The following is a 24,603-nucleotide window of genomic DNA, read 5'->3' as shown; positions in this document are numbered from 1 at the left end:
TGGTAAAAGTAAGTAATAATCTTTTAACGATTAAGCTATACCCCATTATCTTGAATTAACTTTTAATTAATAGTATTTAAATCAATAAAACCATTAATATGAATTTATTAGCAGTGCTAAATATTATCATTTTTAATATAGTTGTGCTTTTGGCATTGAGTTACTTCTGGAGTCATTGGACTTACAAGTTATTTAAGCCGTGGCAATGGCTTGAGGATGTAAAGAATAAGGTTGTAAATAAAAAAGTAATTAAATTAGAACGAAGCTTTAAGGATAAGAATAGGTTTCATTCTTTTTGGTTTCAGCTACGTCAAATTGAACAAAACAATATTATTGGTTCTTTAGCAGAAGTAGGCGTTTTTAAGGGAGAAACAGCAAAGCTGATGCATAATATTTTTCCTGATAGGAAATTGTATTTATTTGATAGTTTCTCGGGGTTTCCAAAGCAAGTCATAAAAGAAGATTGTGATGGTACCATTCGTCCACAAACGGTTAACTTCTCTAACACAAGTAAAGAGAAAGTACTTACTTATATTAATGGAAATGAAAATATTATAGTTAAAGAAGGAATCTTTCCAGATACTGCAATCGACTTAGATGATGAATCGTATGCTTTTGTGCATCTTGATGCTGACTTGTTTCAATCCACTTATGATGGATTTAAATATTTTTATCCAAAACTAGTGGCTGGAGGAATGATTTTGGTGCATGATTACAATCATAATTGGGAAGGTGTAAAGAAAGCCGTAGATTTATTTGAAAAAGAAGTGCCTGAGCAATTTATTGCTTTAAATGATATGTATGGATCAATGATTTTGGTAAAAAATAAAACCTAGAGTATGAAGAAAAGGATATGCCTAATTGTTGCTATTTTTCTGATTGTGACTTATTCGAAAGCACAGGATAACACACATTATACAACGAAACCAAAAGTGGGTTTGGTTTTAAGTGGAGGTGGAGCTAAAGGGATTGCTCATATAGGTGTTCTTAAGGTTCTTGAAGAGGTTGGAATTAAACCTGATTATATCACAGGAACCAGTATGGGAAGTATAATGGGTGGTTTATATTCAATTGGATATAGTGCCTATGAACTCGATTCTTTAGTAAGGGTTATTGATTGGAATCAGATGCTTTCAGATAAAATACCACTTAGTATGGTAGTTCCTGTGGAGAAGCACGATTATAATAGATTCTTACTTACCTTTCCACTTGAATTAACAGGGCCGAAGCTACCTGATGGACTAATAAGCGGGCAAGGTATAGCCGAAGAAATGAATCATTTAACCTGGCGTGTCGCTCATTTAGATAGTTTCGATGAATTTCCTATTCCATTCCGTTGTGTTTCATCAGATCTCATATCTGGTAAACCACATGTTTTTGATTCAGGTAGTCTGTCAACAGCCATGAGAGCGAGTATGGCAATACCCTCTGTTTTTTCTCCGGTTCGAATAGACTCGATGCTTTTGGTTGACGGGGGCGTATTAGACAACTTGCCTGTTGGTGTTTGTAAAGATCTAGGTGCCGATATCATTATTTCAGTAAATGTTGGTTTCGAAGATAAACCGAAGGCCGAAGATTTTAGAACTATTACTGATATTATGATGGGAGCAGCCATGATTAGTAGTAGTCAAGAGGTCGATAGATCCTTGGCTGAAACAGATATATTAATTACCCCATCCTTAACCGGATATACTGCTGGCAGTTTTACTTCAGGTCCTGAGATTATTGACCTTGGAGAGCAAGGGGCAAGAAGAATGATTGATGAGCTTAAAGAATTAGCCGTTTATTTAAATCAGTTTCCTGAAACAGATGCGAGTGTAGATGTGCAGTCAAATGAGAAAGTTGAGAAATTATACATATCTAAAATTAAGCTTGATAGTTTACAAACCTTAGACAAGAAGTTTGTTTATGGTAAATTTGGGCTCGAAGAAGATAAAAGCTACTCTAAAAAAGAAATAAATGAAGGCTTGCACCGCTTAATTGGAACTAGATACATCGATAATGTTGATTATTCAATAGCACCGCTAGATACTGGTTATGCCTTAACCTTAAAACCTGCCGAGTCAAACAGGTCAAAGCTTAGTGTTGGAATCCATTACGATAATAACCATAAGGCAGGCGCTACAGTAAGTGCTTCTTTTCGTAATTTATTATTGCAAGGATCTCACTTTAAAACTACTGTTGATATCTCAGAATATCCTAGGTTAGCCACTGATTTTTATGATTATATAGGAGTAAAACAAAGATATGGTATCTACGGAAAACTAAGATGGGAAAACACTAAAGTCCCCGTTTATTATGAAAATGGTACCGAAATAGGCAACTTCGTTAATACTTTCTTTGATGCGAGAGCAGGAATGTTTTTGTCTCCGGGAACAAGTGGAATTCTAAGTGTAGGTGGTTTTTATAGAACAAACTTAGTACATTTTGGGAAAGGATTACTGGATATTATTTCTGCTGATTTGGATAAGGTAGGGAATCGTTGGTGGGGATTAAACTTAAGTTATAATAAAAATACTTTGGACAAACAGTTTATGCCTAATAGAGGATCTTACCTGAACTTAAATGTAGATATGCCTCTCGATTTTGCAGAAGTGTATAAAGGACCCGATTCGCTGAAACATGAGGTGGATGAAATATATTATGTTCCTTATAACCACTATGTAAAAGCTTCTCTTGAATATAAACGCCATCTGCCTTTGAGTAAAAAGTTTAACTGGATTGTTGGTGGCTCAGCAGGTTGGTCATCTGCATCCTTACCGTTTTCAGATTTATCTTATGTAGGGGGTATAAGGTCTATAACACGTACTAATGATGTGAGCTTTTATGGCTTAATGCCTCGCGAATTAATGACGAGTCAATATTTAATATTGTCTTCTGATATTCGCTATAATGTTTTGCCTAGTTTATATATTCACGGTGTAGTAAATATGCTCGATTCCTATAACGAACCTCATATTAGTTTATATTCAGATGCAGGTTCGGTGGAAGGAAAAGTATTTTTATGGGGTGGTGGTCTTAAAGTAAGTTATGAGTCTATTTTGGGTCCCATTGAAGTAGGGTATGGTATTAGTACGCTCCATAATGCCGCACGATGGTACGTTGCCGCAGGATTCCCTTTTTAAGTAACTAGTTAATTTTATTGCTTAGTGTTTTGTTTTGCCAAAGGATACTATCTTTGAAATGAGTAATTAATAATATATGAAGAAGCAGATTGTTTTTTTTACCGGTGCAGGAATGAGTGCTGAGAGTGGTTTGGCTACCTTTAGGGATATGGGTGGTTTATGGGAACAATACGAAATAACTGATGTAGCAACGCCTGAAGCCTGGAGTAGAGACCAGCAATTAGTTCTCGATTTTTACAATCAGCGTCGTAAGCAGTTACTAGAATGTGAGCCTAATAATGGTCATCGCTTGATTGCTTCTTTAGAAACAGATTATGATGTGAAGATTGTAACTCAGAATGTAGACGACTTGCATGAGCGAGCTGGAAGTACGGATGTGTTGCACCTGCATGGCGAGTTAATGAAAGTGAGAAGTTCTAAAGACGAAAGCTTGGTAAAACAACTGGATGGTTGGGAATTGAAACAAGGAGATTTGTGCGAAAAAGGGAGTCAACTTCGACCGCATATTGTCTGGTTTGGTGAGGCAGTACCAGAAATGGATAATGCCATTCCTATTGTTCAAAGTGCCGATATATTTGTAGTTATTGGTACATCCTTAAATGTATATCCTGCAGCCGGATTGGTTGATTTAGTAAAACCAGGGGCTAAAATATTTGTAATCGATCCTAATTCACCTACCGTAAATAAATCTGTAACTAATATATCCGAAATTGCCTCAAAAGGGATGGAAGAACTTTTGAAGTATTTATAAGTTAAAATCAAATCTATGAAAAAAATTATATGTGTTGTCCTAGTTATTATTTGTATAGGTTTTGCGAAATTGAACGCACAAGATTTTAGAGCCGGAATACTTGGTGGTGCCGTGTTTAGTCAGATAGACGGGGATAATTATGCAGGTTTTAATAAGCCTGGTTTCGCATTAGGAATGTATGCTGCACGACAAATAAATCCGCACTGGTTGGCTCAGTTCGAAATACTTTACACCCAAAAGGGGGCTAAAAATGATCCAAACACTGCTTCTCTAGGCACTTCAACAGAAATTTATAAAGCATCACTTGATTATATTGAAATACCATTGTTTGCCCGTTATTATCTAAATAAATTTTCTTTTGATGCCGGTGTTAGTTATGGTGTTCTAGTACGTTCAAAGGAAGAAGATCAATATGGAGAGATTGACGCAAACCCTTTTGAAGATCATGAATGGGCTACTCTCATTGGGGTGAATTATCAGATAAATTCTCGTTTATACGCGAGTGTGAGATGGGCTTATTCAATAACCCGCATAAGAAAAGCTTATGAGGGTGAGTACGATTGGCAGCCACATCCAATTTGGGGTAATAAATTTGGTCAGTATAACCACAATGTTTCTGTTATGCTACACTATCAGTTCGAGAAGTTGTTTGCATCTAACTAGTTACTTATTTAGAAGAATAGGCCAAGGTAAGGATACTAACTTTTATGTCATCAGTGTTAGCTAGCGCATTATAGCATGCTTCAATTGTTGCACCTGTGGTTAATACATCATCTATTAATAGTATATGTTTGCCCTTTAGTTTATGTTTATCGTTTATAGAGAACATTTCTTTGGATGATAAGTAGCGGCTAAACCTATTTTTTCGTGTTTGCGACTCTGTATTATGCGCTTTAATCAGTGTTGTATTGTCAATGGGTAAATTGGTTTTTTCCTGTATTCCTTTTGCAATCCATTCGCTTTGGTTGTATCCGCGTTTAAAAAGTTTTTTAGGGTGTAAGGGAACGGGTATTAAAATATCAACTCCTTTTAACGAATGAGTTTCTTCTAATTCATCGGCAAATATATGCGCCAGTTCTTTTCCTAGCTCCTTTTCTCCTTTATATTTGAGTGTATGTAACATTTGTTGTGTACTATTCTCCTTAGCGTAAAATAAGAAGCAATGCACATGTTCAATATCAATTCTGCCCCATAACGATTGCTCAGCAGGGTTTGTTTTTACCATGTTAAAATAAGTGCGAGGTAACTTCTTTTTACACTTGCCGCATATGTAATTTTCGTGTTTATACAGTGAATTGCTGCATAATTCGCAATTGTTTGGAAAGAATAGTTCAAAGAAGCTTATTAAGAATTTCATCATGGGTTAAGGCTTTGAGTTGAAAATACTAAACATTTTTGTAAAGAACAATTGCTAATAGCGAGATGCAATTCAGTGATATTATAGGAAGTTATTTAAAAGTTCGTTTAATATTTCTTCGAATAAATATCGGTAGAGACTTGTAGTTGTTTCAATCGTAAAACTCTTTTTTTTTCATTTTTGAGATATTGATTTACGATTTAACTTATTTGTAAACTGGTTTTAACACACAGTTTACATTAGTGTTATATGTTTGTAGTGTTAATAATCTACAAAACAATACTAAAATGAAATCAAGTTTAATAATAACATTATTCGCAGCTGTATTAGTTCTTTCATCATTTAAAGGAGAAAAGAATGTTGACGCTGCCCCTGTTGCTGCCAATACTATCTCAGGTTCAATAATGGATAAGGAAACTGGAGAATTTCTTGCAGGAGTTGAAGTTGAACTTGAAGGTACTTCAAAGAAAGTATATACTGACTTTGATGGAAACTATTCTTTTTCAAATGTAAAAGATGGTGTATACAAAGTAAAAGCGCATTTAATTTCATATAAAGAAGAGTCTTTAACGAAAGTTGAGGTTGCAAATGCAAGTTCAAAAAAGATGGATATTAAATTAGATCAAGCGCACTAGAAGCTGATAAAATATATTAAAAATCCCCTGTATGACCGCTCATACAGGGGATTTTTGTTTGGTGTAAACTCACAAAATATTGAAAGGATTAATGACGCATTTCAGCTTGGAGGTTCTACACGATAATGAGAGCACAATCAAGTTGTTTTTATAGAAACTAAAATTGCATACGGATGGAGTTTTTATTCCTTGCCTAAGGAAATTTTTATACACAACTAAGATGCTAATGAATTTTGGGATAATTAAAGTTGAAAATATTCTGTAATTATGAGCTGGAAGCTAGTACTAGTTTATTGCTTAAAGCACGAGTTACAAACTCGCGCCAGCATAGGTTTTATCTAATTATCATTAATGCGAAGTATTCACCTTTTTAATAAATCATTTCTTTCTTTCGAGGTAAGGTATATATTTATTAGATATGAATCCTTATTAGGAGACCAAGTGTCAGGATATCCATGTTTTTTAAATAGCTCCTCACAGAGTAGTAAATCTCTTTTCTTTTTCTCTGCAGATATAATTCCCCATATATCATATACTGTAAATGGAATATATGATTTCCGCTTCTTATCATCTAGAAAGCTGTACCTTGGTTTATTCTTTTGTATATACTGCTCAATTGTATATTGGTTATGAATTATCAATGAGATAATTAATATTGAAGATGCTAAAACAAACCATTTGAGGAACTTAAAAAAGAAATTAATCATTCGTTTGATCATTTATAATCTTCATTTTTAATAATTAACATTGGTTTAAACAACAAAGCCCAGCTAAATAGCCGGGCTTTGCAATATATCTTCAATTAAGAATTACTTCTTTAATAATTCAACCACTTGGTTGAATACGTTTTCGCCAGTAAATCCGAATTTCTCATCTAATACAGTGTAAGGAGCACTATAACCAAAGTGGTCTAATCCCCAAACAGCACCATTCTCACCTACTAAACCTTCAAGGTTAACAGGTAAACCAGCAGTCATACCAAAACGAGGTACACCTACAGGTAATACTTCTGCTTGGTAAGTTTTATCTTGGTTACGGAACACACCTTCAGAGATAGCAGAAACTACTTGTACGTTTAAGCCTTTTTCAGCTCTTAACTTAGCAGCACCATCAACTAAAGTAGCAACCTCAGAACCACTAGCTACTAACACAACATCTGCATTTTCAGCTTTCTCAACAATATAAGCTCCTTTTATAGCTTGTAAAGCTGTTTCGTAGTTACTGTTTGGTAAGTTCTTAATGTTCTGACGCGATAAAATTAAAGCTGTTGGTGTTTTGGTATTTTTCAATGCCATTTCCCAAGCAACAGTTGTTTCTTCAACATCAGCCGGACGTAATACTAAAGTAGAATTCTCACCTTTGTGATTTTTTACTTTTTCCATCAAACGAATTTGAGCTTCTTGCTCAATTGGCTGATGTGTAGGACCATCTTCACCAACGCGGAATGCATCGTGAGTCCATACATATTTTACTGGTAACTCTTGTAAAGCAGCAATACGGATTGCAGGCTTCATGTAGTCAGAGAATACAAAGAATGTACCTACAACTGGAATAACACCACCGTGTAATGCCATACCATTAGCAATTGAAGCCATAGTAAGCTCGGCAACACCCGATTGTAAGAATTGACCAGAGAAATCTCCTTTTTTGAATGATGATGTCTTTTTAAGGAAACCATCTGTTTTATCAGAGTTTGCTAAATCGGCAGAAGAAACAATCATGTTTTCAACTTGCTCAGCAAATGCACCTAATACAGTTGCCGAAGCAGCACGAGTAGCAGCACCTGCTTTTTGCTCAATAGCAGAAAAATCTAATTCAGGAGCCTCATCAGAGAAGAATTTAGCAAACTTAGCAGCTAAAGCTGGATTTGCTTTTTCCCATTCTGCTTGCTCTGCTTTTTTAGCTGCAGCATATTCTGCTTTTTTAGCTTGCGCTGATGCGTACATTTCTGCAACATCATCAAAAATAGCAAAAGGATTGGCAGCGTCGCCACCTAGGTTTTTCACTGTGCTATCAAAACAAGCACCAGCAGCCGATAAAGGCTGACCGTGTGTAGAAACCATCTTTTCGAATGATGATCCATCCGCTTTAACAGCACCTTTACCCATAATTGTTTTACCAATAATAAGGAATGGTTTTTCTGTTTCAGCTTTGGCAGCATCCATAGCTTTGCGGATTTCGTCGGCATTGTTACCGTCAATAGTCATTACTGACCATCCCCAAGCTTCGTATTTTTTAGCAGTATCTTCAGTAGTTACTTCTTCAGTAGTTGTTGATAACTGAATATCGTTAGAATCGTAAAACATTACTAGGTTATTTAAACCTAAGAAACCTGCAATACGACCAGCACCTTGTGAAATCTCTTCTTGAATACCACCATCAGAAATGAAAGTATAAATATCGTGAGACATCCACTCGCCAAAACGTTCTTTTAAGAATTTTTCAGCAATAGCAGCACCAACAGCCATAGTGTGTCCTTGTCCTAGTGGACCAGAAGTGTTCTCAACACCTCTTGCAAAATCAACCTCAGGGTGACCTGGTGTAGGACTTCCCCACTGACGGAAATTAGCTACCTCTTCAAGGCTATAAGTTCCTGTTAATGCTAATTGTGCATATAACATTGGAGACATGTGACCTGGATCAAGGAAGAAACGATCTCTGTTTACCCAATTTCTATCGCTTGGATCATAGTTAAGGTACTCAGAATAAAGAATGTTGATAAAATCGGCTCCGCCCATTGCACCCCCTGGGTGACCTGATTTTGCTTTTTCAACCATTGCTGCAGATAATAGTCTAATGTTGTCTGCTGCTCTGTTAACTGTAACGTTACTCATCTTTCTAATTAAATTTTTGTTTTTAAAATTTTCCACTCTTGGCAGTTTACCCCTATGATCCTTCATGAAAAACGCTGCAAAGATAAGTTTAAAGTATTTAAACACACAACTTGAGATGAGATTATTGAGGTCTTTTTTTAAATAATAGTTTAGAATAATTATTTGTCTTACTTCTCTAGTAATAAGAGTCGAAGTAAAGCAAAACAGTTACAGCTACAATAACTTATTTATTAAATGCTATTTTCTATTATTGAGTCTTCTGGATTTGTAAAAAAATATAAGAACAGAACGTTTTGACAGTAATTCATAAGTGGCTGATAGTTTTAAATAAGTGCTAACTACAATTTATGCCACATATTTGCAGTGTAGAATATGAGAGAGTACTTATTGAGTTTATGAAGTCTACGGTATTAGGGTTTGTTAATAAGTACATAAATCGCTAAGGACCAATGAAGATGTCCTCAAAAATAGGTATTGATTTTCAATATATAAATGTAGTTAAGTAGTAGTTAGTAGTGTTTATTAAAAGGATCTGGTGAAACGTCGTCAGGTCCTTTTTTTGTTAATGATTGACGATCTCACTAGGTGACATTCCGAAATAGCGTTTAAAAGCATTACTAAAATTACCGATAGAGGAATAGCTTGTTTTTATAATAAAATGGTATTGTATTATCAAAACGAAGTTTGGTAAAATATGTTTATTAGAACTTATTTTAAAAGAAGCAGTGCAACTATAGCGGTGTTGAATTCCAATAAACTATTATTCTAAAACAAGAAAATTCCATCAAAATATCCCTTATCCAAAACATAATCCTAATGCATAATCATTAATAAAAATTACCTTTGCGAGTCCAATAATATTTCATTTACGGAGCTGCAAAGGCACCACTGTCTTCAGGCTTCGCACTAACAACTCAACAGCATGTTTTTAGTATTTGATACCGAAACCACGGGCCTACCAAAGAACTGGAAAGCCCCCATTACCGATACCGACAATTGGCCAAGGATGGTTCAGTTGGCATGGCAATGCCACGATATTGATGGTAAATTTCTGTTTGCTAAAAACCATGTAATCACGCCCGATGGTTATACCATTCCCGATGATGTTGTGGCGGTACACGGCATCACCACCGAGATAGCCCACGAAAAGGGTATCCCTCTAAAGGAGGCCCTCGAAGATTTTATGGCCGATGTGGCCAAAAGTAAGTTTATCATTGGGCACAATGTTACCTTCGATAACAATATTGTAGGGTGTGAGTTGGTGCGTTCAGAAATGGACGAGCAGGCATTGGTAAATGCACCAAGTCTGGATACCATGACCAGCAGTAAGGAGTTTTGTAACCTAAAGCGCAATGGGCAACTTAAAAACCCAACGCTTACTGAGTTACACATTAAGCTATTTACTGTTCCCTTTGAGGAAGCGCACAATGCTGCGGCCGATGTAGAAGCCACTACGCGTTGTTTTTTGGAGTTGGTAAGGGTTGGAGCTCTATCGGCACAGCTGCTGCAAATGACCGAGGCGGAGTTGGAGACTTTTCGCAGGGTAAACCCTAATACGATACAACTAGTAGGCATTAAATACGAATCCTTTAAGGTAGACGTATTCGAAGATATTTCGCTTGAGGAAGAAGAGCAGCGTATTCGCAATGCTGCCGCTAATGCCGAAACCGTTCCCTTTGTGCATTTACATGTGCATACTCAATATTCCATTTTAGATGGTGCCAATAAAACGGCTGATATTGCCAATAAGGCTGCTGCCGATGGTCAGCCAGCAGTCGCCATTACCGATCACGGAGGCATGTTTGGGGTAAAAGAGTTTCATGTATCCTGTACCAAAGCTGGCATAAAACCAATTATTGGTATCGAGGCCTATGTAGCCAAGCGTGGTCATCTCCGTAAGGATGATAAAACCGATTCATCGGGACATCATATTATTTTATTGGCTAAAAATTATAAGGGGTATCAAAACCTTATGAAGCTAACCTCAATATCTAATGTGGCAGGTTTCTATTACAAACCACGTATCGATAAAGAGTTATTAAAGGAATACAGCGAGGGTGTCATTGTAAGTAGTGCTTGTTTGGGTGGCGAAGTTGCACAGCACATTATGCAAGGTAACATCGATAAAGCCAAAGAAACCATACTTTGGTTTAAAGGTGTTTTTGGCGATGATTATTACTTAGAGCTGATGCGCCATATAAATAACGACCCCATCCTCAGAAGAGATACATGGGAAAATCAAGCCAAGGTAAACCGAGTACTTGTTAAATTAGGGAAAGAGCTTGGGGTAAAGTTAATTGCCACCAACGATTCGCATTTTACCAACGAAGAAAATGCCGAAGCACACGATATGTTGGTGTGTTTGAGTACGGGACGTGATTATAATGACCCTACGCGAATGCGCTACTCAAAACAAGAGTGGTTTAAAACCTGTGAGGAAATGAGCAAGCTATTTGCTGATATGCCCGAGGTATTACATAATACTATAGAGATTGCCAACAAGGTTGAAGCTTTTGAATTAAATAGCGATCCTATTATGCCGCCATTTAATATTCCTGAGGAATTTGGAACATTTGAAAGCTATAAAGAAAAATTTGATGAGGCTGCTTTAATTGAGGAGTTTGAAGAAGCTGCCTACAAGCGCTTAGGCGGATATGAAAAGGTATTACAGATTAAGCTTGAGGCTGATTATTTAGCACACTTAACTCATATTGGGGCAAAAAAGCGCTATCCTGGCGATGAACTAAGCGAAGATAAATTAGAACGTATTGAGTTTGAGCTCAACACCATAAAAACCATGGGTTTCCCAGGATATTTCTTGATTACTCAAGATTTTATTAACTGGGCTAAGGATAATGGAGTACTCGTTGGGCCAGGTCGTGGATCGGCTGCCGGAGCAGCGGTAGCCTACTGTATTTCCATTACCGATGTGGATCCTATTAAGTTCGACTTGCTATTTGAGCGTTTCCTAAATCCCGATCGTGTATCCATGCCCGATGTCGATATCGATTTTGATGACGATGGTCGCCAGAAAGTATTGGATTATGTAACCGATAAATACGGACAAGATAAGGTGGCACACATTTGTACTTTTGGTACAATGGCTACTAAGAGTTCGATAAAAGATGTGGCTCGTGTATTGAATCTCGATTTATCAGAAGCTAACCGCCTAGCCAAGATGGTTCCAGAGGCGCCTAAAATGAACTTTAAAAAGGCCTACGAGCAGTCGCCCGATTTGGAGCAGGAGAAACACTCGCCCAACCAACTGATTTCGCGAACCCTAAAATTTGCCGAACAGCTAGAGGGAGCAGTACGTCAAACAGGGGTACACGCCTGTGGTATCTTAATTGGTAAAAATCCATTGAGTGAGCATATTCCGGTAATGCCAACCAAGGGCGAGGAATTGTTAACCACGCAGTATGATGGACGTTTTGTTGAGGATATTGGTCTGCTAAAAATGGACTTCTTAGGTTTGAAAACGCTTTCAATCATTAAAGAAGTACTCGATAATATTAAGTTATCAAAAGGAATTGATGTTGATGTTAATAACTTGCCCGATGATGACGAAACTACCTTTAAGCTCTTCGGTAATGGCGAAACCACCGCCATTTTCCAGTTTGAGTCGCCCGGGATGAAAAAGCACCTGCGTGCACTTCAGCCCAATCGATTTGAAGATTTGGTAGCCATGAATGCCCTGTATCGCCCGGGTCCGATGGAATATATCCCATCTTTTATTGAGCGTAAGCATGGTCGAGAGCCCATTATTTACGATCATCCAATGATGGAGCCTTACCTAAAGGATACTTACGGAATTACCGTGTATCAAGAGCAGGTGATGCTTCAGTCAAGAGCACTGGGAGGGTTTACACGTGGTGATTCCGATTCATTGCGTAAAGCGATGGGTAAAAAAATCATTGCCATGATGGATAAACTTAAAGAGAAGTTTATCGATGGATGTTTGGGTAGTGATGAGTTTATGGATGCTTGTAAGGATGGTAAAACTACCAATCCGGATGCCAAGAAATTGATAGATAAGATTTGGGGCGATTGGGAGGCTTTTGCTTCTTACGCCTTTAACAAGTCTCACTCGGTTTGTTATGCTTACATTGCCTATCAAACGGGATATCTGAAAGCACATTATCCTGCTGAATTTATGGCGGGCGTACTGAGTCGTAACCTTAGTGATATTACTAAGATTACCACCTTTATGGAGGAGTGTAAGCGCATGGGTATGGATGTGCTTGGTCCCGATGTTAATGAGAGTTACCGTAAGTTTACCGTAAATAAAACGGGCGCTATTCGTTTTGGTATGGCTGGTGTTAAAGGTGTTGGAGCAGGTGCCGTGGAAGAAATTATCCGCGAACGCGATGCCAACGGACCTTTTAAAAGTATATTCGATTTTGTAGAACGCGTAAACCTACAAACTGTAAATAAAAAGAACTTAGAAGCCTTGGCTGCAGCAGGTGGTTTTGATGGTTTCGAAGGAATTCATCGTGCCCAATATTTTTCAAGTTTGCCGGGAGAAGAGACTTCTTTTATTGAGAATATTGCCCGCTATGGTAACCTATTTCAACAAGATAAAATTCAGCAAGCCAATTCTTTATTTGGCGCAGTAGGCGCTGGGGCGGATATTAAAACGCCTGAAGTTCCTGTTTGTGAAGAGTTCTCAATTCTAGAAAAGTTAAATAGAGAAAAAGAGTTAATCGGAATTTACCTGTCAGCGCATCCGCTTGATGTTTATAAATTAGAGATTAACCACTTTTGTAATACCAAAGCAAATCAGTTGGATGATTTGGCCAAATTAAAAGGTAGAGATGTCACAATTGGAGGAATGGTTGTAGGAGCACGTCATGGTGTCAGTCAAAAAAATGGCAATCCGTTTGGCTTTATGACTGTTGAAGATTATACCGGTTCGCATGAGTTTGCCTTCTTTGGTCGTGATTATCCAAACTTCTCTCAATACATTGTTGAGGGCTATTACATTATGGTCAAGGGTGTTGTGCAAGAGCGATGGAATAATCCTGATAACCTAGAGGTAAAAGTTACTAGTATTCAACTTTTAGATGGCTTGCGAGACGAGCGTGTAAAAGGGATTAATATAAATATTCCATTGGATGCGGTGAATCAAGAATTGGTTACAGAGCTTGCTGCCATTACCGAAGAAAATACGGGTAATGCTACGCTGCGTTTTTCAATTTATGATACTGAAGATAATAACCAAGTGAAGTTTTTATCTCGCTCATCTAAGATTAAGCTAAGTGATGAATTTATCGATTACTTAGAGGGAAAACCGAATATTTCATTTACCTTAAGTTAGGGTAAATTATGTCATTTGGTCAGCATTCAAAAAATGGTATAAATCTTGACAGTAAGTTAAATCATGTTGTTAAATTAGTGAGGCAAAAACATATTTATTATTTTTGCGTTAACTCAGATAGAACACAAAGTATAAATTTTATAATATAACGTTATGACAGTTGAAGTAACAGATGCAAATTTTGAGGAGCTTGTATTAAAATCAGACAAACCAGTATTGGTTGATTTTTGGGCAGAATGGTGTGGACCTTGTCGCATGGTAGCTCCTGTAGTTAAAGAATTAGCAGAAGATTACGGCGATAAGGCAGTAATTACCAAAATGGATGTTGACGCTAATCCAGAAACATCAGTTAAATTCGGAATTAGAAACATTCCTACAATTCTTTTCTTTAAGAATGGTGAGGTAGTTGACAAGCAAGTAGGAGCAGTTCCTAAAACTTCGTTAGCAACAAAATTAGATGCTCTTTTATAATAAAGAATCTATACGATATAACTTTAAAAGCTGACTTAATAGTCAGCTTTTTTTGTTTTAATATGACATAAAGTGTAGTTCTTATTTTTGGCATACCAATTGACATATACTGCTGTGGTGTTTATATTGTGCCTATTGGTGACAGTTTGGCACTGTTCAATTTAGAAAAATTATTATGAGTAAGATTGAGATATCATTCGATAATTATGGGTTAAACGATATGTATGAATCTGAGGCAGAATTTATTCCCATTGTATCTGATGAGACTGATGAGGCTGAACAGGATTTTGATTTACCCGAAGAACTAGCGATATTACCTTTACGCAATACAGTATTATACCCAGGTGTTATTGTACCTATCTCTTTAGGTCGCGATAAGTCACTTAAACTAATAAAAGAAGTTCATAAAAATGGCGATTTCTTTGGGGCAATAGCTCAAAAGGATGGTTCTGTTGAAGAACCTAAATTAGACGATTTATATACAGTTGGAACGGCTGCTAAAGTAATTAAAGTACTTGAAATGCCTGATGGTTCTACATCAGCAATCATTCAAGGAAAGGCTCGTTTTGAAATAGGTGAGTTAACACAAGAAGATCCTTACTATAAAGCTAAAGTCAGTCGACTGGAGGATATCAAGCCTGAGAATGATGAGAATCGTAATTTTGAGGCATTGGTAAGTTCTCTTAAAGACTTATCGTTGCGCATTATAAAGTATTCAAATAATATTCCTACAGAAGCTTCGTTTGCTGTTAAAAATATCGAGAATAGCTCCTTCTTAATTAATTTTATTTGCTCAAACACAGATATCTCTGTTAAAGAAAAGCAGGTATTATTAAAAATTGACGAGCTAAGAGAAAGAGGTACTAAGTTGATGGAGCATTTGGCTCGCGAGGTACAACTTTTAGAATTGAAGAATGATATTCAGAATAAAGCTCGTTTAGATATAGATCAGCAACAGCGCGAATATTTGCTGAATCAGCAAATGAAAACCATTCAAGATGAGCTTGGTTCAAGCCCGATTGAGCAAGAGGTTCGTGACTTAAAAACCAAAGCTGAGAAAAAGAAATGGGGTAAAGAAGTTGCTGAAGTTTTTGTTAAAGAATTAGATAAACTAGAGCGTTTAAATCCTGCCACAGGAGAATATTCGGTTCAATATAACTACCTGCAAATTTTATTAGAACTTCCTTGGAATGAGCATACCGAGGATAAATTCGATATGAAAGAAGCAGAGAAAGTGTTGGATCGTGATCATTTTGGCCTTGATGGGGTTAAAGAGCGCATACTTGAGCATTTAGCTGTACTAAAATTAAAAGGAGACTTAAAGTCGCCTATAATCTGTTTACACGGACCTCCAGGAGTTGGTAAAACTTCACTTGGGAAATCGGTAGCTGATGCTTTAGGGCGTAAATATGCACGAGTATCACTTGGTGGCGTGCATGATGAGGCAGAGATTCGCGGACATAGAAAAACATATATTGGCGCCATGCCAGGGCGTATCATCCAAAATATTAAAAAGGCAGGAAGCGCAAACCCTGTTTTTATTTTAGATGAGATAGATAAGATCGGAGCTAGTGCTCATGGCGATCCATCTGCGGCATTATTAGAGGTATTAGATCCTGAGCAAAACGAAAACTTCCATGATAACTTCCTAGAAGTAGGATTTGATTTATCAAAAGTTATATTCATTGCCACAGCTAATACTTTAAATTCTATATCACAACCGCTTTTAGATCGTATGGAGCTAATTGATGTGAGTGGATATATTTTAGAAGAGAAGAACGAAATTGCCAAGCGTCATTTATGGCCTAAGCAATTAGAGAATCACGGTATTCCTAAAAGTAAGTTATCTATATCAAAAACAGTGATGACTTTCATTATTGAGAGTTATACACGTGAGTCAGGTGTGCGTGCCTTAAATAAAACTTTGGCCAAACTATCTCGTAAATACGCTTTAAAAATTGCTACTGAGGTAGAGTTTAAAAAAGCAATTTCGATTGACGACATTAAAGAAAACTTGGGCGTTGAGAAAATTTCGAAAGAGCGTTGGCAGGATGAATTTAGAGTTGGTGTTGTAACAGGTTTGGCTTGGACTGCCGTTGGTGGTGAGATTCTTTTTGTAGAATCAAGTGTGAGTAAGGGTAATGGTAAATTAACGCTTACGGGTAACCTAGGTGATGTAATGAAAGAGTCGGCTGTTTTGGCTCTTGAATATTTAAAATCGAATGCGGATGAAATTGGTATTGATACCAAATTGTTCGATGAAAAAAATATTCATGTTCATGTACCAGAAGGTGCAATTCCTAAAGATGGACCATCAGCTGGTGTAACTATGGCTACGGCATTAACATCATGCTTTACAGGTAGAAAAGTAAAGAAGAAGATTGCCATGACTGGTGAAATTACTTTGCGTGGTAAAGTGCTTCCGGTTGGAGGAATTAAGGAAAAGATACTAGCTGCAAAACGCGCAGGCATCAAAGAAATCATCTTATCGAAGGATAATATGAAAGATGTTGCTGAGATAAAAGAGGTTTATATTTCAGGATTAGAATTTCACTATGTGAGCTATATCAAAGATGTATTAAATATTGCCTTAGAGAAATAATATTACATTAGTTATATATACAAAAAGAGAGCTTCAATTTTGAAGCTCTCTTTTTGTATTGTTAAATATCAACGTAAGTATTGATATTGATTTTATCTGATTAAATCGATAAAACTTGAGTAAGCTCAAGTAATGCAGGATTTAATGATTTCTTATTTTTTAATGCCTGATTAAAAGGAACGTGTGTTACCTCTTTATTCATTACACCAACCATAATACTTTTTTGGTCATCTAATAAAGCTTCAACAGCAGAAACGCCTAAACGACTTGCTGTAACTCTATCAAAAGCTGAAGGAGTACCACCACGCTGAATATGTCCTAAAATAGTTACACGTGTATCATAGTCAGGATACTCTTTTGAAACTCGCTCAGCAACAGCAATTGCACCACCATTGAATTTCTCACCTTCTGCAACTAATACAATGCTTGAACTTTTATCTTTATTAAAACCTTTTTCAAGGAAATTGTAAAGTTGTTTAAAATCAGTATCGATTTCTGGTACTAAAATAGCTTCAGCTCCAGATGCAATACCACTACGAAGTGCTAAAAATCCAGCATCACGACCCATTACCTCAATAAAGAATAAACGACTGTGCGCACTTGCCGTATCTCTTACTTTATCAACAGCCTCAACAACTGTGTTTAAAGCAGTATCATAACCAATGGTATAATCAGTACCGTATAAATCGTTATCAATAGTTCCAGGAACTCCAACAATTGGAATATTATATTCCTGTCCGAAAATGCGAGCTCCGGTAAAAGTACCGTCACCACCAATAACTACTAATGCATCGATACCTCGTTTCTTTAAATTCTCATAGGCTTTCTTACGACCATCAGGAGTGCGGAAACCTTCGCTTCGCGCTGATTTAAGAATAGTACCTCCTTGGTGAATAATATTACTCACCGATTTAGAAGTCATAGGTTCCATGCGGTCAAGGATCATTCCATGATATCCTTGCTTAATTCCTACTACTTTAAGGTTGTTGTAAATTGCTGCACGCACTACTGCACGCACTGCTGCATTCATCCCAGGAGCATCGCCACCTGAGGTTAATACCCCAATTTTTTTAATCTGTGCCATTTTCTTTTAGTTGTCTGTTATTTTTTTTATTTCCTCAGCAACCTCTTCCATTAACCATGGAGGTGTTGAGGTTGCGCCGCATATTCCAACCGAATTTGGTAAGGGCGTAAACCACTTATGCTTTATGCCAGAGGCATCGTTCACAAAGTAAGATTTTGTATTACTCTGTAAACACTGTTTAAACAGCATTTGTGCATTACTACTCTTAGCTCCTCCCACAAAAATGATCAATTCGTGCTTTTTAGCAAAGGCATCAATCTTTTTTAGTCTGTTTGATACTTGTCTGCAAATGGTATCAAAAGACTTAAACTCGATTCCTTCATTAATATTTTTTTCAAGATAGGTGGCGATATCCTGAAATCCATTGACACTTTTTGTGGTTTGTGCATATAAATGTGTAGGCTTTGATAAGTCTACTGAATTTATATCCTCAATCGATTCTAATACGATTGCATTATTATCTGTTTGCCCAAGTAATCCAATTACCTCAGCGTGATTCTTTTTCCCATAAATAAGTACTTGTCCGTTTAAAGCACTTAACGTTTCATATGATTTTTTTACGCGCTGTTGCAATTTTAACACAACAGGACAAGTGGCATCAATCACTTTATGATTGTTCTCTTTCGCGATTTTATAGGTTAAAGGCGGTTCGCCGTGGGCCCTTATTAATACAGTTTTTCCTGTATTGAGTTTTAAGTCATCTGTCGAAATGGATTTCATACCCAACTTATCCAATCGATCTACTTCTTTTTGGTTATGAACAATATCGCCCAAGCAGTTCAAAAGTTCATTCTCTTTTAGCGATAGCTCAGCAGCTTCAACCGCTTTAACTACCCCAAAGCAGAATCCTGAAGCAGGATCAATTTCTATTTTCAAAGATGGTGATTTCAAATCTCTAGTGACTATTATTTGATGTAATTTTTATATTAATTCTCGAGTCTTTAGTTCATCAACAATGAATTGTAATTGCTCGTCTTTGCTAAGATTACTATTGTCGATAACTATTGCATCATCAGCTTTGCGCAAAGGACTTTCATCTCTATTCTCGTCAATGTAATCTCGCTGTTTTACATTATCCAAAACTTGTTCAATGGTAATGTTTTCACCTTTAAGTTGGTATTCTTTAAATCTACGCTGAGCTCTGATATTAGGATCGGCAGTCATGAATATTTTAAGGTCGGCATGAGGAAAGACTACAGTTCCTATGTCTCTACCATCCATCACAATGCTTTGTGTTTTTCCCATTTCTTGTTGTAAATCAACCAATTTTTTGCGAACAAAGCCGATGGCACTAATGGCACTTACATTGTTACTAACCTCTAATCCTCGTATCTCAGATTCTACCGATTGCCCATTTAAGAATGTTTCATTTTTCTTAGATTGCGCATCAAACTTAAAAGTGATGTTGATATCCTTTAGCGAAAGCTTTAATTGATCTTCATTTATTCCTGAAGGAGTAATAATATCATTGTGTAAGGCATGTAAAGTAACACAACGATACATAGCACCAGAATCGATAAAAACAATGTTGAGTAATTTTGCTAAGTCTTTTGCAACGGTGCTTTTACCGCATGAAGAATAACCATCTATGGCTATTACAATATTCGAATTCTTAATCATGTAAATTGTATTGAGCCACAAAAATACTGACGAATTATGAATTATCAATTACCTTTTGCAAAATAATGAGTAATTAACTACTTATGTTTTCGTTTTTTCTTTCTAGGAGAGGAGTAGTGTATGGCATTATATGGATCTCCGGGGCAGCTAAAAGCTCCTTTTTTAGATTTTGCCTCACGCGGACAGCCTATAAAACTGATTCCGAACCTGAGATTAATATTGCGGGCAGCATCTAATGCAAAAAAAGCGGGTACATTATCGCTAATGGCATGAAGATGAAATAAGCCCAACTGCCATCCAATGCCTAAGCCAAAATTATTATATGTATTATTTTGTAGGCTATAGGATGCACTTGTAGATAGGTTTTTTAAGAGTAAAGCATTTGCAGAGAAGGTTAGGCTTGAATGAAACCTATTCTTATGCATTTCGGTATGGTATAGAACACCCACATTTATTTTTTTATTTATTTCTCGACTTACGCCTAGATATAGTATTGGGGTTAATTTTGATTTGTAGCCATTCTGAAGTACTTCCGGTTTAAAAAATTCTGCAATTGAATCAAGGGCCTCGTTATTATCTTGGTCATTAAAATCATCACCTATACCATCTAATGCGATATTCCCGTTCGATACTAAGTTGTAAGGATTAGTTTTCCAATTTATGAATCCTATATCAAGCAAGCTTCCTGATATAGTGGTTAGCTCATCAATTTTATAGACAAAGCCTAAATCTATCCCGACTCCAATATTTTCTCTGTTTAAGGCATAATTCATCCAATCAATATTATCATCCAAGTTTATATCTTTCACTTTTCCATCATCATCTTCTGTGATGGTAATTGGGGCGGATATATTTCCAGTGGCAGAGTTGGTAAAATCCAATGCAAAGGTATTTGCTTGGGTATAAATATTTGTGGTAGCAGGCTTCATATATGCATTTGATTTTCCGAACAGAAGCTTACCTCGAATACCAAAGTCGAAGTCTTTATTTACTTTTTTAGCCCAACCCAGTGCGTATTCGCGATAATGATTTCCATTGATACGTAAACCATCCATTTCAACATTCTTCCCTTCAAACTGACTGTTACCATCTTTTGCTAGTAGCAATAGATTTTTAGGATAGATGTTATAGGTGTTCATTTTCTCGTTAACAGTAAAAGTAAAATAATGCTGTTTGTATTTGTATCCAAAACTCAGTAGGTTAACATGGAGTTCAGCGGCTAGTACTTCTAGGTTATTCATCTTTGATATTGCCTCATCAGGCATTATAAACAATTCGTTTCCATCGCCCGGCTGTAAAATATCTGTAGTTGCAAATCCGCTTGAAAACTGATTGACGTGTGTAGAGCCTAGTAAAGGTAAACCCACATACCAATTACATTTAATAGCTACTGCTGGATTTACAATATTAACCTGCGGCATATCTTGCATAAAAAACAGAGTAGTGTTTTGTTGTGCATTAATTTGGAGGCTTGCACAAAATAGAAGCAAAAACGATATGTAGGCACCCCTATTCATGAAGTGGTTTTACAATGTATGCACGTACGCCCATATTTAGCTCAATTTCGTATTCTTCTAGCTTGGCAATAACTTCTTCAGAGTTATTAACATTAAGTAATAAAATGGATACCGAAATGTGTTTGGCACTTTCAATTTCTATCAGATCATCTTGATTCACATATTCATCGTGGGTAAAATTAACTAAGTCAATAATATCACCCTCTGAATCAACGTCAGCGTTATCTACTTTTAAAGTGTCGGAGAAGAGTGTTTTTATGGTATTGTATTCTCCATCTAAATAATTAGCCTGAATATTTAGTTCTGCAGGGTAGCCATTGCGTATAAAGAATCGGAACATAATCTGTTCCAGCCCGAAATCGTTAAAAATGGTGCTATAATCAAACTCTAAGGTGTCACCAATGATAACCTCGCCAAGGTTCACATAATCGTAGATAAAATTATTGTCGCCAATGTAATTAGCATCACTAACTTCTTGTGTGAAAAATGGAACTGAAATTACTGGTTTCCATATATATTCTTGAGATATCTCGCTATAATCTTGCTTTAAGCAAGAGCTAAGAGTAGCAACAAACAAACTACTTAATAATATGCGAAATAATGAAGGCATGTACAAAGTATTAGGTTAATACGTTATTACAAATTAACCTTAATAATTGATTTAAGCAAATGCTTAATATATACCCTGTTGTGCTTTATGTAGGTGCAATAAAATTTATTTGAAGTATTCTAATTCAATATAATGAATTAGGGAATGAATGATTTGAATATGAATTTCTTGTATTCTATCAGAATAACCCTTGTGAGGTATGCGAAGTTCTACATCACAAATGTCTTTAAGTTTACCACCCTCTTTACCCGTTAGAGCAATTACCTTAATGCCCTTGCGTTTAGCCTCTTCTGCGGCTTTAATTATATTAGCAGAATTACCGCTTGTGCTGATTGTTAAAAGTACATCGCCAGGCCATCCTACAGCCTGAACGTAACGTGAAAATATATAATCGAAACCATAATCGTTACCCACGCAAGTGATATGGGTTGGGTCGGAAATAGAAATACCTGCGAGGCCCTCTCTTTCGTCTCTAAATCTACCCGATAGTTCTTCGGCAAAGTGCATTGCATCACTCATTGAGCCACCATTGCCACAAGAAATTATTTTACCTCCTTCTTGCAATGAATCCACCATTATATCTCCCGCCTTTTTCATATTATCCCAATTATCAGGATTATTAATAAAGTTGGTTAATACATTTTGTGCTTCTGAAAAATTGGCTTTGATCTGTTCGATGCTCATGCTTTAGAATTTTAAGAGCGATAAAGATACAATCACTTTTTTAATCTAAGAATAATAGGAATATTTTTCAATAAAAAACCCTTATCAAAAATGATAAGGGTCTTTATTTAAGAAATTGAATTGTCAATTTTACTTAAGGCGCTGAATTACTCAGCAGCTGGTGCTTCAGGAGCCTCCTCAGTAGTTTCTTCTGCAGCTTCTGCATTTGCAGCCTCTGCTTCAGCAGCTAAATCAGATTTTCTTTTAGCGATAGCTTCAGCTCTGTCAGAGTTTACTTTAGTTTCACGCTCTAACTGTGCTTTAAGTGCATCAGCTTCTTTACCTGCTAAACCATCAATTTTAGCTTGTATTTTAGCTGTTTTTCCTTCAGCCCAAGCTTGGAATCTCTTCTCAGCTTCAGCCTCATCAAAAGCACCTTTTTTAACACCTTCTAATAAGTGTTTCTTCATCATAACACCTTTGTATGATAAAAGAGCTCTTGCTGTGTCAGTAGGTTGTGCACCTTTACCTAACCAAGCTAAAGCTTTATCGAAGTTTAATTCGATAGTTGCTGGATTTGTGTTTGGGTTATATGACCCAATACGCTCGATGTACTTACCATCACGTGGAGCTCTAACATCTGCTACCACAATGTGGTAGAACGCGTTTCTTTTACGACCATGTCTAGCTAATCTAATCTTTACTGGCATGCTTTCTTTTTTTTATTATTTGTAAAACAAATGTTGCAAAATCTCTGTTTTGCGAGCGCAAAGATAATAATTATTTTAGCATAACCTTATAGTTGAATGATTATTATTTGTTTAATACCTGATCAATAATGGTTTGAGTAACACCTGATTCAGTGTTTTTAGGCGCTAAGAAGTTTGCAGTTTCAATGATTTTAGGGTGTGCATTTTTCATGGCGTAACTATATTTTGCCGCTTGCATCATCTCTAAATCATTTAAAAAATCACCAAATACCATGGTTTCATCTTTGGTAACGTTTAATGTACTCTGTAGCTTTTGCAAGGCTGCGCCCTTGTTAATTCCTTTGGGCATAATATCAAGCCAATGATCTCCTGATAAAGAAAAGTTAAGTTTATCCTCAAGAGGTTTAAACGTATCAGGTAATTCGTTGCCCCATTTATTGCTGTTGTGGATGGCTATTTTTAATATTGAATCAGCTACAAAATCAAGACTATCGGCCATGGCCAAATTTTTATAATATTGATAAGCAGTTGTGAAGAAATCCCAATCTTTATTTTCTATATATGCGATGGTATCGGTACAGATAATTAGGTTTAGCTCAGGCTGTTTTCTGACCTCTTCAATAATACATTCTATTTCTTTAAAGTCTATAGAGCCAAGAATGGATGCTGTGGGTTTTGTACCTATGTAGGCACCATTGTCTGCAATGAAAATGATATTATGCTTTAGGTTCACAAATTCATGTCTCAATGAATAGGATGGTCTACCACTGGCAATTACAAAATTAATATCTCTGTTTTGCAATTGATTGTAGACTTCCTCAAAATTAGATGGCAAATTTTTATTGTCATCTAACAATGTCCCATCCATATCTGAAACAATGAGTTTTACCATATGCTCTTAATATTCAAAAAAATGTTTTGTTCCTTTATTTGAGTAGTATAAGTTTACAATTAACTGAACTACATGATTATAGTCGTCAATACCTTTTTCTACATTGTTGCTCTTTAAATAAGCGTCGTTAACCGTGGAGGTTATTTTATCAATTTTTGCATGGCGCCATTGCATCCAATGCTTGTGTTGGCTTATTAAATCTTGCTTTACATTCTTATCTATATTTTTTGTTAACGTGTTTTTATCCTTAAGGTTTCGTGCTTCGTAAAGAAAATAATCTAATATAACGTGAATTCGACGTAAGAAAAGTTCTATTTTAAGAGAAAAGAAACAAAGCATTTGTTATATTTAAGTATCTAACATTTAAATATATAGTTACAAAAACCTTGTTTCTTATGATGAGTAAAGTTACTGA

At 36.3% G+C, this 24,603-nt stretch carries 20 protein-coding genes; 8 read left to right on the top strand and 12 right to left on the bottom strand.

Annotated elements, in window-relative coordinates; all coding sequences use genetic code 11:
* The first annotated feature begins 98 nt into the window (after window positions 1-98).
* The 4 genes from QMO11_RS03295 (at window position 99) to QMO11_RS03280 (ending at window position 4,539) form a co-directional block, all read left to right on the top strand.
* Window positions 99-836 carry a TylF/MycF/NovP-related O-methyltransferase gene (locus QMO11_RS03295; RefSeq protein ID WP_282036024.1) on the top strand — a complete coding sequence of 246 codons (738 nt, stop codon included), beginning with the start codon at window positions 99-101 and terminating at the stop codon, window positions 834-836.
* A gap of 3 nt (window positions 837-839) precedes the next feature.
* The gene (locus QMO11_RS03290; RefSeq protein WP_282036023.1) at window positions 840-3,125 is read left to right on the top strand and encodes a patatin-like phospholipase family protein; all 2,286 of its coding nucleotides are present in this window, start codon (window positions 840-842) and stop codon (window positions 3,123-3,125) included.
* 76 nt (window positions 3,126-3,201) lie between these two features.
* Window positions 3,202-3,876 carry an SIR2 family NAD-dependent protein deacylase gene (locus tag QMO11_RS03285; protein ID WP_282036022.1) on the top strand — a complete coding sequence of 225 codons (675 nt, stop codon included), beginning with the start codon at window positions 3,202-3,204 and terminating at the stop codon, window positions 3,874-3,876.
* 15 nt (window positions 3,877-3,891) lie between these two features.
* Window positions 3,892-4,539 carry a porin family protein gene (locus QMO11_RS03280; RefSeq protein WP_282036021.1) on the top strand — a complete coding sequence of 216 codons (648 nt, stop codon included), beginning with the start codon at window positions 3,892-3,894 and terminating at the stop codon, window positions 4,537-4,539.
* Window positions 4,540-4,543: 4 nt separating this feature from the next.
* On the opposite strand, the gene QMO11_RS03275 is transcribed toward QMO11_RS03280, so the two are convergent.
* Window positions 4,544-5,236: a ComF family protein gene (locus QMO11_RS03275; protein WP_282036020.1), complete on the bottom strand. Its 693-nt coding sequence runs from the start codon at window positions 5,234-5,236 to the stop codon at window positions 4,544-4,546.
* 284 nt (window positions 5,237-5,520) lie between these two features.
* Between QMO11_RS03275 and QMO11_RS03270 the strand changes: the two genes are divergently transcribed.
* Window positions 5,521-5,868, top strand: a complete 348-nt coding sequence (locus tag QMO11_RS03270; protein WP_075603400.1) for a carboxypeptidase-like regulatory domain-containing protein — start codon at window positions 5,521-5,523, stop codon at window positions 5,866-5,868.
* 362 nt (window positions 5,869-6,230) lie between these two features.
* Here QMO11_RS03270 and QMO11_RS03265 read toward each other — a convergent pair whose 3' ends face one another.
* Both QMO11_RS03265 and QMO11_RS03260 read right to left on the bottom strand, forming a co-directional pair.
* Window positions 6,231-6,575, bottom strand: a complete 345-nt coding sequence (locus QMO11_RS03265; protein ID WP_282036019.1) for a hypothetical protein — start codon at window positions 6,573-6,575, stop codon at window positions 6,231-6,233.
* 102 nt (window positions 6,576-6,677) lie between these two features.
* Window positions 6,678-8,702, bottom strand: a complete 2,025-nt coding sequence (locus QMO11_RS03260) for a transketolase family protein (RefSeq protein WP_282036018.1) — start codon at window positions 8,700-8,702, stop codon at window positions 6,678-6,680.
* A 922-nt stretch (window positions 8,703-9,624) separates the two neighbouring features.
* Between QMO11_RS03260 and dnaE the strand changes: the two genes are divergently transcribed.
* The 3 genes from dnaE (at window position 9,625) to lon (ending at window position 17,092) form a co-directional block, all read left to right on the top strand.
* Window positions 9,625-14,019: a DNA polymerase III subunit alpha gene (gene dnaE / locus QMO11_RS03255; protein ID WP_282036017.1), complete on the top strand. Its 4,395-nt coding sequence runs from the start codon at window positions 9,625-9,627 to the stop codon at window positions 14,017-14,019.
* Window positions 14,020-14,172: 153 nt separating this feature from the next.
* Window positions 14,173-14,490 (top strand): thioredoxin, encoded by a 318-nt coding sequence (gene trxA / locus QMO11_RS03250; RefSeq protein ID WP_075603406.1) that lies wholly within the window; start codon window positions 14,173-14,175, stop codon window positions 14,488-14,490.
* A gap of 175 nt (window positions 14,491-14,665) precedes the next feature.
* Complete coding sequence (lon, locus tag QMO11_RS03245) at window positions 14,666-17,092, top strand: endopeptidase La (RefSeq protein WP_282036016.1); 2,427 nt, start codon at window positions 14,666-14,668, stop codon at window positions 17,090-17,092.
* Between the two features lie 100 nt (window positions 17,093-17,192).
* Here lon and pfkA read toward each other — a convergent pair whose 3' ends face one another.
* The 9 genes from pfkA to QMO11_RS03200 form a co-directional block, all read right to left on the bottom strand.
* Window positions 17,193-18,176 carry a 6-phosphofructokinase gene (gene pfkA / locus QMO11_RS03240; RefSeq protein ID WP_075603408.1) on the bottom strand — a complete coding sequence of 328 codons (984 nt, stop codon included), beginning with the start codon at window positions 18,174-18,176 and terminating at the stop codon, window positions 17,193-17,195.
* Between the two features lie 6 nt (window positions 18,177-18,182).
* The gene (locus QMO11_RS03235; RefSeq protein ID WP_282036015.1) at window positions 18,183-19,052 is read right to left on the bottom strand and encodes a 4-hydroxy-3-methylbut-2-enyl diphosphate reductase; all 870 of its coding nucleotides are present in this window, start codon (window positions 19,050-19,052) and stop codon (window positions 18,183-18,185) included.
* A gap of 45 nt (window positions 19,053-19,097) precedes the next feature.
* Window positions 19,098-19,796 (bottom strand): (d)CMP kinase, encoded by a 699-nt coding sequence (gene cmk / locus QMO11_RS03230; protein WP_282036014.1) that lies wholly within the window; start codon window positions 19,794-19,796, stop codon window positions 19,098-19,100.
* 77 nt (window positions 19,797-19,873) lie between these two features.
* Entirely contained in the window at window positions 19,874-21,226 is a 1,353-nt protein-coding gene (locus tag QMO11_RS03225; RefSeq protein ID WP_282036013.1) for a DUF5723 family protein, read from the bottom strand.
* Window positions 21,227-21,305: 79 nt separating this feature from the next.
* A complete protein-coding gene (locus QMO11_RS03220) occupies window positions 21,306-21,923 on the bottom strand; it encodes a hypothetical protein (RefSeq protein ID WP_282036012.1) in 618 nt (205 codons plus the stop codon).
* Between the two features lie 105 nt (window positions 21,924-22,028).
* On the bottom strand, window positions 22,029-22,607 hold the full coding sequence (gene lpcA, locus QMO11_RS03215; RefSeq protein WP_282036011.1) for a D-sedoheptulose 7-phosphate isomerase: 579 nt from the start codon (window positions 22,605-22,607) through the stop codon (window positions 22,029-22,031).
* A gap of 146 nt (window positions 22,608-22,753) precedes the next feature.
* The gene (locus QMO11_RS03210) at window positions 22,754-23,296 is read right to left on the bottom strand and encodes a 30S ribosomal protein S16 (protein ID WP_075603413.1); all 543 of its coding nucleotides are present in this window, start codon (window positions 23,294-23,296) and stop codon (window positions 22,754-22,756) included.
* Window positions 23,297-23,399: 103 nt separating this feature from the next.
* Window positions 23,400-24,188, bottom strand: coding sequence for a Cof-type HAD-IIB family hydrolase (locus QMO11_RS03205; RefSeq protein ID WP_282036010.1), 789 nt, complete (start codon window positions 24,186-24,188; stop codon window positions 23,400-23,402).
* 6 nt (window positions 24,189-24,194) lie between these two features.
* Window positions 24,195-24,527: a DUF3810 family protein gene (locus tag QMO11_RS03200; RefSeq protein WP_282036009.1), complete on the bottom strand. Its 333-nt coding sequence runs from the start codon at window positions 24,525-24,527 to the stop codon at window positions 24,195-24,197.
* Between the last annotated feature and the right edge of the window lie 76 nt (window positions 24,528-24,603).

This window comes from Saccharicrinis aurantiacus, assembly GCF_947489045.1.
Lineage (GTDB): Bacteria > Bacteroidota > Bacteroidia > Bacteroidales > Marinilabiliaceae > Saccharicrinis > Saccharicrinis aurantiacus.
The sequence above is the reverse complement of the archived record's forward strand: the minus strand, read 5'-3'. Positions and strand labels throughout refer to the sequence as shown.